The sequence below is a fragment of the Pseudomonas sp. P65(2024) genome, from assembly GCF_057480955.1.
In genome coordinates this window covers 71,261-86,562 of sequence record NZ_JBLIYX010000004.1, presented here as the reverse complement: position 1 = coordinate 86,562, position 15,302 = coordinate 71,261, and the positions used below count along the sequence as shown (strand labels likewise).

Here is a 15,302-nt window from a genome sequence, read left to right as displayed (position 1 = left end):
ACCCCGGGCCAAGCCGGCCTGGGCTTCGCGGCCAGGTTAGACCGGCACTCCCAGCAACACGAACGACGGATGAAACTGTACCCGCAGGGCGCTTCCTGGCTGGACCTGCCGTTGCGCCAGCCAGGCTGCCTCGGCGATGGCGCACAAGGTCTGGCCATTGCCCAGCGCCAGGCGCACTTCACCCGGCCCATCCTCTTCGATGAGTACCTCCTCGACCTTGGCCTTCAGGCAGTTGCTCCCTGGCTCCGGCGTCTCAGCCGCGTCCAGCAACCGTACCCAGCCGGCCTTGAGCAGCGCCACCACCGTCCCCCCCAACGCCAGCTCCAGCCGCTCGGTGCTGCCCCGGGTGATCAAGGCCTCGATCTCCAGCCCGCCGCCCAGGTCCAGGCTGATGCGATCATGCCGGCCTTCGCGGCGCAGCCCGCTGATCCGCCCCTGCAGCTGGTTGCGCGCACTGGTACGAAGCATCAGGCGGCCGAGCAGGTCGAGGTCGCTGCTGTCCTCGGCGGACTCGAGAATCTCCGCCTGCAGGGCCTGCAGGCGCTGGTACAGGCACAGCACCCGCTCGCCTTCTGCGGACAGCCGTGCGCCACCGCCGCCGCGGCCGCCGGTGCTGCGCTCCACCAGGGGCTGCGCCGCCAGGTTGTTGAGTTCGTCGATGGCGTCCCAGGCGGCCTTGTAGCTGATGCCCGCAGCCTTGGCGGCGCGGGTGATCGAGCCTTGTTCGGCGACATGCTGCAACAGGGCGATGCGCTGTGGGCGGCGGACGATGTGCTGGGTGAGCAGGGCAGGCAGGGACATGGGCGGGCATCGGGTGTGGTGTAGGTCCCGCGACGTTGCCGCCGTCACCGGGGCAAGTCAAGCCTGGCCCGGCCTGGGCGTGCGCGCCAGGCAGTAGATGTCGACCCGCCGGGCGCCGGCCTGGCGCAGCAGGCGGGCGATGGCCTGTGCGGTCGCCCCGGTGGTCAGTACGTCATCGACCAGTGCCAGGTGCAGGCCGTCGAGCTCGCAGCCGGGAGCAAGGGCAAAGGCCTGGCGCAGGTTGCGGTGCCGGGCCCGGGCGCCAAGGGCCTGCTGCGCCGGGGTATCGCGCACACGCTGGAGCAGGCGCTCGTCACAGGGCAGGCGCAGTTGCCCGGCGAGCCAGCGGGCGAGCATCGCCGCCTGGTTGAAGCCGCGCTGGCGCAGTCGACGCTTGGCCAGCGGCACGGGCAACAGACGGTCCGGCCGTGGCAGGCCTTCGTTGTAGCGGTGCGTCAGGCTGTGGCCGAGCAATTGTGCCAACAGCCGCCCCAGCGGCCACTGGCTGCTGTGCTTGAAACGGCTGACCAGGGTGTCGATGGGAAAACCGTAATGCCAGGGCGCGATTACCCGGCTGAATGCCGGTGGGCGACGGCGGCAACCACCGCAGAGAAGGCCATCCATGGCCAGGGGCAGCGCGCAACGGCGGCACTGCTCATCCAGCCAGGGCAGTGCCTGCTCGCAGGCAATGCACAAAGGATAGAGCTGCTCGCTAGGCTCGTCGCAGAGCAAACAGAATTGATCGGTATTTGTACAGATGTAAACCAGCATGTTCTTGATTGGTTGACAGTTCATGGAGCCTTCCGTGACTATGCGAGCTATCCGTGATGCGCTGGAGGGTTTTCCTGTCCCGGCGTCAGTCAGACCATAGATAAGGAAACGCCAATGAGCGCCAGCGCAATTGCAACCACACGTCACGACTGGTCCCTGGCCGAGGTCAAGGCCCTGTTCCTGCAGCCGTTCAACGACCTGCTGTTCCAGGCCCAGACCGTCCACCGCGCGCACTTCGACCCCAATCGCGTGCAGGTTTCCACGCTGCTGTCGATCAAGACCGGCGCCTGCCCGGAAGATTGCAAATATTGTCCGCAGTCCGGTCACTACAACACCGGGCTGGAAAAACAGAAGCTGATGGAAGTGCAGAAAGTGCTGGAGGAGGCCGCCCGGGCCAAGGCCATCGGCTCGACCCGCTTCTGCATGGGCGCGGCGTGGAAGCACCCGTCGGCCAAGGACATGCCCTACGTGCTGGAGATGGTCAAAGGGGTCAAGGCCATGGGCCTGGAAACGTGCATGACCCTCGGCAAGCTCGACCAGGAGCAGACCCAGGCCCTGGCCCAGGCGGGCCTTGACTACTACAACCACAATCTCGATACCTCGCCGGAGTTCTACGCCAGCATCATCACCACCCGCACCTACAGCGAGCGCCTGCAGACTCTGGCCTACGTGCGCGATGCCGGCATGAAGATCTGCTCCGGCGGCATCCTCGGCATGGGCGAGTCGCTGGACGACCGCGCAGGCCTCTTGATCCAGCTGGCCAACCTGCCCGAGCACCCGGAGTCGGTGCCAATCAACATGCTGGTCAAGGTCGCCGGCACGCCGCTGGCCGATGAAGAGGACGTCGATCCGTTCGATTTCATCCGCATGCTGGCTGTGGCCCGGATCCTCATGCCCAAGTCCCATGTGCGCCTGTCGGCCGGTCGCGAGCAGATGAACGAGCAGATGCAGGCCCTGGCGTTCATGGCCGGCGCCAACTCGATCTTCTACGGCGAGAAACTGCTGACCACCGGCAACCCGCAGGCCGACAAGGACATGCAGCTGTTCGCCCGCCTCGGTATCCAGCCGGAAGCTCGTGAAGAACACGCCGACGAAGTGCACCAGGCCGCCATCGAGCAGGCGCTGGTCGAGCAGCGCAGCAGCGAGTTGTTCTACGACGCAGCCTCGGCCTGAGCATGGCCTTCGATCTTGCCGCGCGGCTGGCCGAACGGCGTGCCGCCGACCTGTACCGCCAGCGACCACTGCTTGAAAGCCCGCAGGGGCCGCAGGTGGTGGTCGACGGCCAGCCGCTGCTGGCCTTCTGCAGTAACGACTACCTGGGCCTGGCCAATCACCCCGAGGTGATCAAGGCCTGGCGCGACGGCGCCGATCGCTGGGGTGTCGGCGGCGGTGCCTCGCACCTGGTGATCGGCCACAGCACCCCGCACCACGAGGTGGAGGAGGCGCTGGCCGAACTGACGGGCCGGCCGCGTGCGCTGCTGTTCTCCACCGGCTACATGGCCAACCTCGGCGCGATCACCGCGCTGGTCGGGCAGGGCGACACGGTGCTGCAGGACCGCCTCAACCACGCCTCCCTGCTCGACGGCGGGCTGCTCAGCGGCGCCCGCTTCAGCCGCTATCTACACAACGACCCGGCCAGCCTGGCCAGCCGCCTGGACAAAGCGACCGGCAATACCCTGGTGGTCACCGACGGTGTATTCAGCATGGACGGCGATTGCGCCGACCTGCAGGCCCTGGCCAAGGTGGCCCGCGAGCGTGGTGCCTGGTTGATGGTCGACGATGCCCATGGCCTGGGGACCCTTGGCGCCAAGGGTGGTGGCCTGGTCGAGCATTGCGGCCTCGGCGTCGAGGACGTGCCGGTGTTGATCGGCACGCTGGGTAAGGCCTGTGGTACTTCCGGTGCTTTTGTCGCCGGCAGCGAGGAGCTGATCGAGGCGCTGGTGCAGTTCGCCCGGCCCTACATCTACACCACCAGCCAGCCACCGGCGCTGGCTTGCGCCACGCTCAAGGCCCTGGACTTGCTACGCCGCGAACACTGGCGGCGCGAGCACCTGGCGGCGCTGATCCGGCAGTTCCGCACGGGTGCCGAGCAGATCGGCCTGACCCTGATGGACAGCCACACCGCAATCCAGCCGATCCTGATCGGCGATGCGGGGAGGGCGCTGGCATTGTCCCGCCTGCTGCGCGAGCGCGGGTTGCTGGTCACGGCGATTCGCCCGCCCACCGTGCCCGCCGGCAGTGCCCGCCTGCGGGTGACCCTGAGCGCCGCCCACAGTGAGGCGCAGGTGCAGCTATTGTTGAATGCATTGGCCGAGTGTTATCCACAACTGGAGTCCGCCGATGCGTAACCGACTGATCCTCCTGCCCGGCTGGGGCCTGGGCACCGCTTCACTGGAGCCGCTGGCCGCCAGCCTGCGCGCCCAGGATCCACGCCTGCAGGTCGAGTTGATGGCGCTGCCGGAACTGGCTCACAGCGATGTCCAGGCCTGGGTCGACCATCTGGACCGCAGGCTGCCGACCGACGTCTGGTTGGGCGGCTGGTCGCTAGGTGGCATGCTCGCCAGCGCCCTGGCGCACAAACGGGGCGACCACTGCTGCGGCTTGCTCACCCTGGCCAGCAACCCCAGCTTCGTGGCCCGGCCGGACTGGCCGCACGGCATGCCCGCCGACACTTTCGGCACCTTCCTCGACGGCTGCCGCAGCCATACCCATGTCACCCTCAAGCGCTTCCGCACCCTGTGCAGCGAGGGCGCGCAGCAACCGCGCACCCTGCTGCGGCAGCTGGGCGTGGGCGTGCCCGACACCGATCCGCTGTACCTGGCAACCGGCCTGGAAGTGCTGGCCAGCCTCGATACCCGCACCGCCCTGGAGCAATACGGCGGCCCGCAGCTGCACCTGTTCGCTGGCAGTGACGCGCTGGTGCCGGTGGAAGCGGCCAAGGCCCTGAGCGACCTGCTGCCCGACGTGGAAGTCGGCCTGGTCGAAGACAGTTCCCACGCTTTCCTGCTGGAGTATCCCCAGGAGCTGGCGGCGGGCATCAAGAGTTTCCTGCATGAGAGTGGTGATGACTGACCTTTCCCAGCCCCCCCTGCCCGGCACCCTGCCGGACAAGCGTCAGGTGGCGGCTTCGTTTTCCCGCGCCGCGGCCAGCTACGACAGCGTCGCGGCCTTGCAGCGCGCGGTGGGCATGGCACTGCTGGAAAAGCTGCCCAGCAACCTTGCGCCTGCGCGCTGGCTGGACATGGGCAGCGGCACCGGCCACTTCAGCCGGGTGCTGGCCGAGCGCTTCGCGCAATCGAGTGGCGTGGCGGTGGATATCGCCGAAGGCATGCTGCGCCATGCCCGCGAGCAGGGCGGCGCCCGGCATCATGTGGCGGGGGACGCCGAGCACCTGCCGTTGCGCGATGGTTGCGTTGACCTTTTGTTCAGCAGCCTGGCGGTGCAGTGGTGCGGTCAGTTCGCCAGCGTGCTGGGCGAGGCGCGGCGGGTGCTGCGCCCCGGCGGCGTGCTGGCCTTCAGCAGCCTGTGCGTGGGCACGCTGGATGAATTGCGCGCCAGCTGGCAGGCCGTGGATGGCATGGTGCACGTCAATCGCTTCCGGCGTTTCGAGGATTACCAGCGCCTGTGCGGTGACAGCGGACTGGAGCTGATCGACCTGGAGCGGCGTCCCCACGTGCTGCATTATCCCGATGTGCGCAGCCTGACCCATGAGCTCAAGGCGCTGGGTGCGCACAACCTCAACCCAGGGCGTCCGTCGGGGCTCACCGGTCGGGCGCGGATGCAGGGCCTGTTGCAGGCCTACGAACAGTACCGCCAGGTGCAAGGCCTGCCGGCCACCTACCAAGTGATCTACGGCGTCTTGCGCAAGCCGTCGGACGGAGAGCAGTGACATGAGCCAGGCCTATTTCATTGCCGGCACCGACACCGATGTCGGCAAGACCACCATCGCCGCAGGTTTGCTGCATGCGGCGCGGCAACTGGGATTGAGCACCCTGGCGGCCAAGCCGGTGGCGTCCGGGTGCGTGGTGACGGCCAAGGGGCTGCGTAACAGCGACGCCCTGGCGCTGATCGACGAAAGTTCGGTCAAACTGCCCTATGAAGCGGTCAATCCCTTCGCCTTCGAACCGGCCATCGCTCCACATGTGGCAGCCCGCGAGGCCGGAGTGGCGCTGAGCGTGCCGGCGTTGCGCGATGCCATGCAGCAGGTACTGGCGCAGCACGCCGATTTCACCTTGATCGAAGGCGCCGGTGGCTGGCGCGTGCCGCTGTCCGACCATGCCAACCTGTCGGACCTGGCCATCGCCCTGAAGCTGCCGGTGATCCTGGTGGTGGGGGTGCGACTTGGGTGCATCAATCACGCCTTGCTCAGTGCCGAGGCCATTGCCCGGGACGGCCTGCAACTGGCGGGATGGGTGGCGAACATCGTCGATCCGCGAACATCGCGCCTGGAAGAAAACCTATCCAGCCTGGCCGAGCGCCTGCCCGCGCCCTGCCTGGGGCGGGTGCCCTGGTTGAAGCAGGCTGGTGCGGACGCGGTGGCTGCGCATTTGCAGCTGGACCTGCTGGATTAGGCCTTTGCCTATTAGCTGGCACTAGGCTATTAGGGATTTAAACGGGCCTTTTTCCCGCTGTGCTGCTTTAATAAGGCCTGTTCCTCATCCAGCGTCATGGAGTCCTGACATGGAAATCAATGCGAGCTCCGCCTTCTACGCGGGCCTGGGTGCCATCCAGAACGGCCAGAACCGTGTCGACCAGGCTGCCCAGCAGATCGCCAGCGGCGCTGTCGAGCGTGGCGCCAGCGGGCAGTCCACCGAATACCAGGCCGAGCGCCTGCGCGGTGTCGACCGCAGCCAGCAGCTGGATCTGGCCACCAGCACCGTGCAACTGGCCTTGGGCAAGCACGAAGTCGAACTCGGTGCCAAAGTCGCCAAGGCTTCCGATGAAATGCTCGGTCGGTTCATCGACACCTACGTCTGACCCGCTGAATTACTTTTGCTTACATCGCGGGGCAAGCCCGCTTCCATCCGTGGGAGCGGGCTTGCCCCGCGATGCGTTTGAGGGCGGTTGGCGTAAATGGCATATTCGGCGGCACAAATGCCGTCGCTAGCCCACCTTGACAGCGAGGCCACCTAAACGTAAGTTTCAAACAACTGTTTGACCGAAAGCCGCCAAGAGCTGGTCGGTATCCGCGGTCTCCCCACCGAACTCATCACAGAGGTTCATCGCAATGCCTGATTACAAAGCCCCCTTGCGTGATATCCGCTTCGTCCGCGACGAGCTGCTCGGCTATGAGGCGCACTATCAGAGCCTGCCGGGCTGCCAGGACGCCACGCCTGACATGGTCGACGCGATCCTGGAGGAAGGCGCGAAGTTCTGTGAAGAGGTGCTGGCCCCGCTGAACCGCGTCGGCGACCTCGAGGGCTGCACCTGGAGCGAGTCGGGCGTGAAGACCCCGACCGGCTTCAAGGAAGCCTACCAGCAGTTCGTCGAGGGCGGCTGGCCGAGCCTGGCCCACGATGTCGAGCACGGCGGCCAGGGCCTGCCCGAGTCGCTGGGCTTGGCCCTGAGCGAAATGGTCGGTGAGTCGAACTGGTCGTGGGGCATGTACCCGGGCCTGTCCCATGGCGCGATGAACACCATCTCCGCCCACGGCACCCCCGAGCAGCAGCATACCTACCTGACCAAGCTGGTGTCCGGCGAGTGGACCGGCACCATGTGCTTGACCGAGCCGCACTGCGGCACCGACCTGGGGATGCTGCGCACCAAGGCCGAACCTCAGGCCGACGGCAGTTACAAGGTTTCCGGCACCAAGATCTTCATCTCGGCCGGTGAGCACGACATGGCCGACAACATCGTCCACATCGTCCTGGCCCGCCTGCCCGACGCCCCGGCTGGCACCAAGGGCATCTCGCTGTTCATCGTGCCGAAGTTCCTGCCCAACGCCGAAGGCGGTGCGGGCGAGCGCAACGGCGTGAGCTGCGGCTCCCTCGAGCACAAGATGGGCATCCACGGCAACGCCACCTGCGTGATGAACTTCGACGGCGCCACTGGCTACCTGATCGGCCCGGCCAACAAAGGCCTGAACTGCATGTTCACCTTCATGAACACCGCTCGCCTGGGTACCGCGCTGCAAGGCCTGGCCCACGCCGAGGTGGCGTTCCAGGGCGGCCTGAAGTACGCCCGTGACCGCCTGCAGATGCGCTCGCTGACCGGCCCGAAAGCGCCGGACAAGGCCGCTGACCCGATCATCGTCCACCCGGATGTGCGTCGCATGCTGCTGACCATGAAGGCCTTTGCCGAAGGCAACCGCGCGATGGTGTACTTCACCGCCAAGCAGGTGGACATCGTCAAGTACAGCCAGGACGAGGAGGAGCGCAAGAAGGCCGACGCCCTGCTGGCCTTCCTGACCCCGATTGCCAAGGCATTCATGACCGAAGTCGGCTTCGAGGCCGCCAACCACGGCGTACAGATCTACGGCGGTCACGGCTTCATCGCCGAGTGGGGCATGGAGCAGAACGTGCGCGATAGCCGTATCTCCATGCTGTACGAAGGCACCACCGGCATCCAGGCCCTCGACCTGCTCGGCCGTAAAGTGCTGATGACCCAGGGCGAGGCACTCAAGGGCTTCACCAAGATCGTCCACAAGTTCTGCCAGGGTCAGGAAGGCAATGCAGCCACCAAGGAGTTCGTCGAGCCGCTGGCTGCGATCAACAAGGAGTGGGGCGAGCTGACCATGAAGATCGGCATGGCCGCGATGAAGGACCGCGAGGAAGTGGGTGCCGCTTCGGTGGACTACCTGATGTACTCGGGCTACGCGTGCCTGGCCTACTTCTGGGCCGACATCGCCCGCCTGGCTGCCGAGAAACTGGCGGCCGGTACCAGCGAAGAGGCGTTCTACACCGCCAAGCTGCAGACTGCGCGCTTCTACTTCCAGCGCATCCTGCCGCGTACCCGCAGCCACGTCGCGGCGATTCTCTCCGGCGCCGACAACCTGATGGCGATGAAGGAAGAAGACTTCGGTCTGTCCATCTAAGCCAGTTGGTTGTACGAAAAACCGCCTGCCCTCACCGGCAGGCGGTTTTTTTTCGCCTGGATTTCAGCTGCGACTTACGCGGTCGTCTGTGGGAGCGGCCTTGCGTCGCGAAAGGGCTGCAGAGCAGCCCCAGGATTCCAGCGTTGATGCAAAGATCGCCGGGGCTGCTTTGCAGCCCTTTCGCGACGCAAGGCCGCTCCCACAGGGAACGCGTAAACAGGAAAAATCCTACCGGGTGTCGCATCCCGTAACGAGAAAGTCTCAAGCTTGGCCCCTGATCTGCCGTTAAAGCGGGCATCTGTATTCATCTATTCATGTGCACTGCCGATGAAGTAGGGGCACAATGCCATTATTGATCTGCCGGGTCGGAGATTACCCTTGTTTCGTCTATCCGCTGTACGCGCGAGCCACTTCCTGCCTTCGCTGATTCTGTTGCTGGCAGGGCTTGCGGCAGCCTATGTGAGGGACCTCAGCGTCTTCTTCACATCGCTGTTCAACGTTCTACCCACCTTGGTGCTGTTGCTGGGTGGCGCCTACTGCGCCGTGTACCGCCGCCAGCGCGAGCTGTTCCTGATGGTCACGGTGTATATCGCCTATTTCCTGCTCGATACCCAGACCGATTTCTACCGCGACAACGGCCGGGTCCGCGAGGATGCGGCGGTGATCTTCCACCTGGTGTGCCTGCTGCTGCCGGCGCTGTTCGGCCTGTACGGGGCGTGGCAGGAACGCACCCACCTGGCCCAGGACCTGCTGGCGCGCTTCGCCGTGCTGTTCGCCGTGAGCAGCGTGGCGGTGGCGCTGGAGCAGAGTTTTCCCGAGGCGCTGCTGGGCTGGCTGGCCGAGATCCGCTGGCCCGCGCTGCATGGCCAGTGGATGAGCCTGATCCAGCTGGCCTACCCCTTGTTCCTGGCGGTGTTCATCCTGCTGGTGGTGCAGTACCTGCGCGAGCCAAGGCCGTTGCATGCCGCGCAGATCATCGGCCTGATCGGCATCTTCTGGATGCTGCCCAAGACCTTCATCCTGCCGTTCACCCTGAACATCATGTGCAGCCAGGTGATGCTGATGATCGCCGCTGCGGTGTCCCACGAGGCCTACCAGATGGCCTTCCGCGACGAGCTGACCGGCCTGCCCGGGCGGCGGGCCCTCAACGAGCGCATGCAGCGCCTGGGGCGCAACTATGTGATCGCCATGACCGATGTCGACCATTTCAAGAAATTCAACGACACCCACGGCCACGACGTCGGTGACCAGGTATTGCGCCTGGTCGCCAGCCGCCTGTCCAAGGTGACCGGCGGCGGGCGCGCCTACCGTTACGGCGGCGAGGAGTTCGCCCTGGTGTTCGCCGGCAAGACCGCCGAAGAGTGCCTGCCGCACCTGGAGGCGGTGCGCGAGATGATCGCCAACTACGCCATCCAGCTGCGCGACCAGAACAGCCGGCCGCAGGATGATTCCACCGGGCGCCAGCGCCGTGGCGCAGGGGCCAACACCACGGTGTCGGTGACCATCAGCATCGGCGTCGCCGAGCGCCAGGTCGAGCACCGCAATCCCGACGAAGTGCTCAAGTCTGCCGACCAGGCGTTGTACAGCGCCAAGGGCGCGGGGCGTAACTGCGTCATGACCTTCGGCCAGCAATCGAGGCGCGGCGCCGTGCGCATGGCGTGAGTTGTTGTGTGACTATGTAAGACTATTCGGTCGCATGATGACCCTATGTCTCGTAAAAGTTGTTCGGTTACACTGCGGTCATCCCAGTGCCGCGGCCCCGACGGGCCGCCCCGCCCCCGATAGCGAGAGGTTGTCATGGCTGAATATAAAGCGCCCCTGCGCGATATGCGCTTCGTCCTCAATGAAGTCTTCGACGTGGCCACGCTCTGGTCGCAACTGCCCGGCCTGGCCGAGGCGGTCGATGCGGACACGGCCATGGCCGTGCTGGAGGAGGCCGGCAAGGTCACCGGCAAGACCATCGCGCCGCTGAGCCGCGCCGCCGACGAAGAGGGTTGCCACTGGGACAACGGTTCGGTGCGTACCCCGGCGGGCTTCATCGAGGCCTACCAGACTTATGCCGAAGGGGGTTGGGTCGGCGTTGGCGGTGATCCGCTCTTCGGTGGCATGGGCATGCCCAAGGTCGTCTCGGCGCAGGTCGAGGAGATGGTCAACGCCTCGAGCCTGGCCTTCGGCCTGTACCCGATGCTGACCGCCGGCGCCTGCCTGTCGATCAACGCCCACGCCAGTGAAGCGCTCAAGGAACAGTACCTGCCGAACATGTACGCCGGCGTCTGGGCCGGTTCCATGTGCCTCACCGAGCCCCACGCCGGTACCGACCTGGGCATCATCCGCACCAAGGCCGAGCCTCAGGCCGACGGCAGCTACAAGATCAGCGGCACGAAGATCTTCATCACCGGCGGCGAGCACGACCTCACCGAGAACATCATCCACCTGGTGCTGGCCAAGCTGCCGGACGCCCCGGCAGGTCCGAAGGGCATCTCGCTGTTCCTGGTGCCCAAGTTCCTGGTCAATGAGGATGGCAGCCTCGGCGCGCGCAACCCGGCCACTTGCGGCTCGATCGAGCACAAGATGGGCATCCAGGGCTCGGCCACCTGCGTGATGAACTTCGACGAGGCGGTCGGCTACATCGTCGGTGAGCCGAACAAGGGCCTGGCGGCCATGTTCACCATGATGAACTACGAGCGCCTGGGTGTCGGTATCCAGGGCCTGGCTTCGGCCGAGCGCTCCTACCAGAACGCCGTGGAGTACGCCCGCGACCGTCTGCAGAGCCGTGCTCCGACCGGGCCACAGGCCAAGGACAAGGTGGCCGACCCGATCATCGTCCACCCGGACGTGCGCCGCATGCTGCTGACCATGAAGGCGCTGACCGAAGGCGGTCGCGCGTTCTCCACCTATGTGGCGATGCAGCTCGACAGCGCCAAGTACAGTGAAGACGCCGCGGTCCGCAAGCGCAGCGAGGAGCTGGTGGCGCTGCTGACCCCGGTGGCCAAGGCCTTCCTCACCGACCTGGGCCTGGAGTGCACCGTGCATGGCCAGCAGGTCTTCGGCGGCCATGGCTACATCCGCGAATGGGGCCAGGAGCAACTGGTGCGCGATGTGCGCATCACCCAGATCTACGAAGGCACCAACGGTATCCAGGCGCTGGACCTGGTCGGCCGCAAGGTGGTGGCCAGCGGCGGCGCCTACTACACGCTGTTCGCCGACGAGATCCGCCAGTTCATCGCCACCGCCGGCGGCGAGCTGGGTGAATTCACCAAGCCGCTGGCGGCATCCCTTGACCAGCTCGACGAGCTGACCGCCTGGGTGCTGGACCAGGCCAAGGGCAACCCCAACGAAATCGGCGCGGCCTCGGTCGAGTACCTGCACGCGTTCGGCTACGTCGCCTACGCCTACATGTGGGCATTGATGGCGCGGGCGGCCAAGGCCGGTGACGGGGATGCCGACTTCTACGGTGCCAAGTTGGGCACGGCGCGGTTCTACTTCGCACGCCTGCTGCCACGGGTTCACTCGCTGGTGGCATCGGTGAAGGCGGGGAGCGAGTCGCTCTATCTGCTGGACGCCGCGCAGTTCTAACCATTGCGGGGCTGCATAGCAGTCCGTTGCGGCTCAAGGCCGCTCTTGCAGGGGGATGCAATCCTTCTGCAGGGGCGGCCTTTTGCTTTGTCAGGGTGGTGTGTTTGTGCAAGGACTGCTTTTGTAAGCTTTGGCTTACACGACGTGGTGACGTTTCGCCTCTTTCCTAAGATTGGATCCACGGTTACTCTTTCTTACATGGACGTAGCGCAGGACGCGCAATGGACAGAGCAGGACGCCTTACACGGAAGTAGCGCAGGAAGCGCGAAAAGATAGAACAGGGACACGAAGGATTTCCTGCCAGGACGGCGGGTTGATAGGGATGTCGAAGGGAAACAGTCTGGAAAACCCCGCTTAGGCGGGGTTTTCTTTGTGCGCGTATTTTTCAGCCGAGCACATCCAGTGGCGAGGCACCCAGCTGACGTGGGTCGGCTTCCTCTTCCAGCAAGGTCCGCAGCAGCTCCACCGAAGCCTGCTGGCGCTGGGCATCGCGGAACACCAGGCCGACCTTGAGCGGCACCCGCGGCTCGCTCAGGGGCTTCCACAGCAGTTCCTGGTCGTCCTGCGCGGCATCCTTGGCTCGGCCCGGCAGGATGGTCGCCAGCGCCGTGTGCGCCAGGCTGTCGAGGATCCCCGCCATGTTGTTCATCTCGGCCTGCACCTGGGGCCTGCGACCCTGACTGGCCAGCTGCGCCTTCCAGATCTGGCGGATCTGGAACTCCTCGCCGAGCATCAGCATCGGCAGCTCCGCCGCCTGGCGGATAGAGACCTTCTTGAAGTCTTTCAGCGGGTGGGTCCTGGGGATCACCAGCTGAAGCTCATCCTCGTACAGCAGCAAACCATGCAGCCCCGGCTGGCGCGGCGGCAGGTAGCTGATGCCGATGTCCAGGCTGCCATTGAGCAGGCGCCGCTCGATCTCCGACCCTGACAGTTCATAGATCTGCACCACCAGATGCGGCTGGGCCTTGCGCACCCTTTCCAGCAACTGAGGCACCAGGCTTGGCCGCACGGTCTGCAGCACGCCGATGGCCAGGGTGCGCAGCGACTGGCCCTTGAAGTTGCCCATGGCTTCGTGGGCCCGTTGCAGACCGTCGAGCAGGGGCACGGCGTGGTTGTACAGGGTGTGGGCGGCCAGCGTGGGCAGCAGGCGCTTGTTGCTGCGTTCGAACAGGCTCAGGTCGAGGCTATGTTCCAGCTGGCGGATCTGCTGCGACAGTGCTGGCTGCGACAGTGACAGACGTTCGGCGGCGCGGCCCACATGGCCCTCTTCGTAGACCGCGACGAAGTAACGCAGTTGTCGGAAATCCATAAGTGATACTTATCGAAAAAGCTGGAAAAACGAAATGGCCGCAAATTGGCCGTAAGCCTAGTCTATCGCCGTATTCCAACGGGTTACAGCGGTCTTCAAGGCGATTGTTACCCCGAATGAAAAACACTTTTGATAGGCAAGGCAAAATATCCAATTCCGGCGCCAGACCGGAACCTTGACCGCCCACCCGTGATTGGCCGGAGCCCCGATGAACCTGTTCAACCTGCGCCGCTCGGCGCCCGCCGTCGCCGAGCCCAAGCGTGCTCCGGTGATCGAGCCGGCCGGCGCGCAGCTCTCCCGCGAGCGGCTGATGCCCAGCACCGAGCGTGCGCCGCAGGTGTTCGTGCGTGGCCAGGGTTCCTGGTTGTGGGACAGCGAGGGGCACGCCTACCTGGACTTCACCCAGGGTTGCGCGGTCAACAGCCTGGGGCACAGCCCGAGCGTGCTGGTCAAGGCGCTGGGCAACCAGGCCCAGGCGCTGATCAACCCCGGTGCGGGCTATCACAGCCGCGGTCTGCTGAGCCTGGTCGAGCTACTATGCCAGCGCACTGGCAGTGACCAGGCCTACCTGCTCAACAGCGGTGCCGAAGCCTGCGAGGGCGCGATCAAGCTGGCGCGCAAGTGGGGCCAGCTACACCGCAACGGCGCCTATCACATCATCACCGCCAGCCAGGGTTGCCATGGGCGCACCCTTGGGGCGTTGTCGGCTTCCGATCCGCTGCCGTGCAACCGCTGCGAGCCCGGCTTGCCGGGCTTCAGCAAAGTGCCGTTCAACGACTTGGCGGCGCTGCACGCGGCGGTCGACTCGCGCACCGTGGCGATCATGCTCGAGCCGATCCAGGGCGAAGCCGGCGTGATCCCGGCCACCCGTGATTACCTCCAGGGTGTCGAGCGCCTATGCCGTGAGCTTGGCATTCTGCTGATTCTCGATGAAGTGCAGACCGGTGTAGGACGCTGCGGCACCCTATTGGCAGAAGAATCCTACGGAGTGCGGGCCGACATCATCACTCTCGGCAAGGGCCTGGGCGGTGGCGTGCCGCTGGCGGCGCTACTGGCTCGTGGCCGTGCCTGCTGCGCCGAACCGGGCGAGCTGGAGGGCAGCCACCATGGCAACGCGCTGATGAGCGCTGCAGGGCTGGCCGTGTTGCAGACCGTGCTGGAGGCGGGCTTCTTCGAGCAGGTGCTGGACAGTGGCCGGCACCTGCGCGATGGCCTGAGCCGCCTGGCGGGTCGCTACGGCCAGGGCGAAGTGCGTGGCCAGGGGCTGCTGTGGGGTCTGCAACTGCGTGAAGACAGCGCGGCGCAGCTGGTCGAGGCCGCGCTGCAGGAGGGCTTGCTGCTCAATGCGCCGCAGGCCGACGTGGTGCGGTTCTCGCCGGCGCTGACCGTGAGCAGGGGCAATATCGACGAGATGCTCCTGCGCCTGGCCCGGGCGTTCGCCCGCCTGCATGCCCAGCAGCACAACCGCCGCGAAGTGCCGGCCTGACCGATTGCTCCGGCATACAGAATTTCAACGAACCGTCTGGCGTTCCTGCGCATCGCCCCTGGCCTGAAATACATGGCCCGGGGCGTTTTTTTTGCTTGGTGGAACCTCTGCGAGGCACGGCTAGTCTGTGTTGATACACCCTCAAGGAGCGCAGCACATGGACTTCATCCGCATCATCATCGCCATCATCCTGCCGCCGCTGGGCGTGTTCCTCCAGGTGGGGTTCGGCGGGGCGTTCTGGCTGAATATCCTGCTGACCTTGCTGGGCTATATCCCCGGGATCGTGCATGCGGTGTACATCATCGCCAAGCGCTGAGATCAAAGAC

The 15,302-nt window shown here is 65.5% G+C and carries 14 protein-coding genes; 11 read left to right on the top strand and 3 right to left on the bottom strand.

Going from position 1 to position 15,302, the window contains the following annotated elements; all coding sequences use genetic code 11:
* Positions 1-36 precede the first annotated feature (36 nt).
* Positions 37-801 (bottom strand): TOBE domain-containing protein, encoded by a 765-nt coding sequence (locus AC25MA_RS07960; RefSeq protein ID WP_062362918.1) that lies wholly within the window; start codon positions 799-801, stop codon positions 37-39.
* Between the two features lie 57 nt (positions 802-858).
* Positions 859-1,596 carry a ComFC family protein gene (locus AC25MA_RS07955; protein ID WP_028689071.1) on the bottom strand — a complete coding sequence of 246 codons (738 nt, stop codon included), beginning with the start codon at positions 1,594-1,596 and terminating at the stop codon, positions 859-861.
* A gap of 90 nt (positions 1,597-1,686) precedes the next feature.
* Here AC25MA_RS07955 and bioB point away from each other — a divergent pair, with 90 nt between their 5' ends.
* The 9 genes from bioB to AC25MA_RS07910 all read left to right on the top strand — a co-directional run bounded on the left by bioB (position 1,687) and on the right by AC25MA_RS07910 (position 12,181).
* Entirely contained in the window at positions 1,687-2,745 is a 1,059-nt protein-coding gene (gene bioB, locus AC25MA_RS07950) for a biotin synthase BioB (protein ID WP_028689070.1), read from the top strand.
* 2 nt (positions 2,746-2,747) lie between these two features.
* Entirely contained in the window at positions 2,748-3,920 is a 1,173-nt protein-coding gene (gene bioF, locus AC25MA_RS07945) for an 8-amino-7-oxononanoate synthase (protein ID WP_207852260.1), read from the top strand.
* Positions 3,913-4,644 (top strand): alpha/beta fold hydrolase, encoded by a 732-nt coding sequence (locus tag AC25MA_RS07940; protein ID WP_028689068.1) that lies wholly within the window; start codon positions 3,913-3,915, stop codon positions 4,642-4,644. The genes bioF and AC25MA_RS07940 overlap by 8 nt, the downstream gene beginning before the upstream one ends.
* On the top strand, positions 4,637-5,461 hold the full coding sequence (gene bioC, locus AC25MA_RS07935; RefSeq protein ID WP_486971931.1) for a malonyl-ACP O-methyltransferase BioC: 825 nt from the start codon (positions 4,637-4,639) through the stop codon (positions 5,459-5,461). The genes AC25MA_RS07940 and bioC overlap by 8 nt, the downstream gene beginning before the upstream one ends.
* A 1-nt stretch (position 5,462) precedes the next feature.
* On the top strand, positions 5,463-6,143 hold the full coding sequence (bioD, locus tag AC25MA_RS07930; RefSeq protein WP_028689066.1) for a dethiobiotin synthase: 681 nt from the start codon (positions 5,463-5,465) through the stop codon (positions 6,141-6,143).
* Positions 6,144-6,252: 109 nt separating this feature from the next.
* Positions 6,253-6,549 carry a hypothetical protein gene (locus tag AC25MA_RS07925; protein WP_028689065.1) on the top strand — a complete coding sequence of 99 codons (297 nt, stop codon included), beginning with the start codon at positions 6,253-6,255 and terminating at the stop codon, positions 6,547-6,549.
* A 250-nt stretch (positions 6,550-6,799) separates the two neighbouring features.
* Positions 6,800-8,605 (top strand): phenylacyl-CoA dehydrogenase, encoded by a 1,806-nt coding sequence (locus AC25MA_RS07920; RefSeq protein WP_028689064.1) that lies wholly within the window; start codon positions 6,800-6,802, stop codon positions 8,603-8,605.
* A 378-nt stretch (positions 8,606-8,983) separates the two neighbouring features.
* Positions 8,984-10,267 carry a GGDEF domain-containing protein gene (locus AC25MA_RS07915; RefSeq protein ID WP_028689063.1) on the top strand — a complete coding sequence of 428 codons (1,284 nt, stop codon included), beginning with the start codon at positions 8,984-8,986 and terminating at the stop codon, positions 10,265-10,267.
* A gap of 135 nt (positions 10,268-10,402) precedes the next feature.
* Positions 10,403-12,181, top strand: a complete 1,779-nt coding sequence (locus tag AC25MA_RS07910; RefSeq protein ID WP_486971930.1) for an acyl-CoA dehydrogenase C-terminal domain-containing protein — start codon at positions 10,403-10,405, stop codon at positions 12,179-12,181.
* 385 nt (positions 12,182-12,566) lie between these two features.
* On the opposite strand, the gene AC25MA_RS07905 is transcribed toward AC25MA_RS07910, so the two are convergent.
* Positions 12,567-13,490, bottom strand: coding sequence for a LysR family transcriptional regulator (locus AC25MA_RS07905; protein ID WP_062362936.1), 924 nt, complete (start codon positions 13,488-13,490; stop codon positions 12,567-12,569).
* A gap of 208 nt (positions 13,491-13,698) precedes the next feature.
* On the opposite strand from AC25MA_RS07905, the gene AC25MA_RS07900 reads away from it, so the two are divergent.
* Together AC25MA_RS07900 and AC25MA_RS07895 are read left to right on the top strand one after the other, a co-directional pair.
* Positions 13,699-14,976 (top strand): aspartate aminotransferase family protein, encoded by a 1,278-nt coding sequence (locus AC25MA_RS07900; RefSeq protein ID WP_486971929.1) that lies wholly within the window; start codon positions 13,699-13,701, stop codon positions 14,974-14,976.
* A gap of 157 nt (positions 14,977-15,133) precedes the next feature.
* On the top strand, positions 15,134-15,292 hold the full coding sequence (locus tag AC25MA_RS07895; protein WP_009681539.1) for a YqaE/Pmp3 family membrane protein: 159 nt from the start codon (positions 15,134-15,136) through the stop codon (positions 15,290-15,292).
* The last annotated feature ends 10 nt before the right edge of the window (positions 15,293-15,302 follow it).

Coding starts and splice junctions, on each gene's coding strand:
- AC25MA_RS07960 (WP_062362918.1), bottom strand. CDS start 801: ATGTCCCTGCCTGCCCTGCTCACCCAGCACATCGTCCGCCGCCCACAG.
- AC25MA_RS07955 (WP_028689071.1), bottom strand. CDS start 1,596: ATGAACTGTCAACCAATCAAGAACATGCTGGTTTACATCTGTACAAAT.
- bioB (WP_028689070.1), top strand. CDS start 1,687: ATGAGCGCCAGCGCAATTGCAACCACACGTCACGACTGGTCCCTGGCC.
- bioF (WP_207852260.1), top strand. CDS start 2,748: ATGGCCTTCGATCTTGCCGCGCGGCTGGCCGAACGGCGTGCCGCCGAC.
- AC25MA_RS07940 (WP_028689068.1), top strand. CDS start 3,913: ATGCGTAACCGACTGATCCTCCTGCCCGGCTGGGGCCTGGGCACCGCT.
- bioC (WP_486971931.1), top strand. CDS start 4,637: ATGACTGACCTTTCCCAGCCCCCCCTGCCCGGCACCCTGCCGGACAAG.
- bioD (WP_028689066.1), top strand. CDS start 5,463: ATGAGCCAGGCCTATTTCATTGCCGGCACCGACACCGATGTCGGCAAG.
- AC25MA_RS07925 (WP_028689065.1), top strand. CDS start 6,253: ATGGAAATCAATGCGAGCTCCGCCTTCTACGCGGGCCTGGGTGCCATC.
- AC25MA_RS07920 (WP_028689064.1), top strand. CDS start 6,800: ATGCCTGATTACAAAGCCCCCTTGCGTGATATCCGCTTCGTCCGCGAC.
- AC25MA_RS07910 (WP_486971930.1), top strand. CDS start 10,403: ATGGCTGAATATAAAGCGCCCCTGCGCGATATGCGCTTCGTCCTCAAT.
- AC25MA_RS07905 (WP_062362936.1), bottom strand. CDS start 13,490: ATGGATTTCCGACAACTGCGTTACTTCGTCGCGGTCTACGAAGAGGGC.
- AC25MA_RS07900 (WP_486971929.1), top strand. CDS start 13,699: ATGAACCTGTTCAACCTGCGCCGCTCGGCGCCCGCCGTCGCCGAGCCC.
- AC25MA_RS07895 (WP_009681539.1), top strand. CDS start 15,134: ATGGACTTCATCCGCATCATCATCGCCATCATCCTGCCGCCGCTGGGC.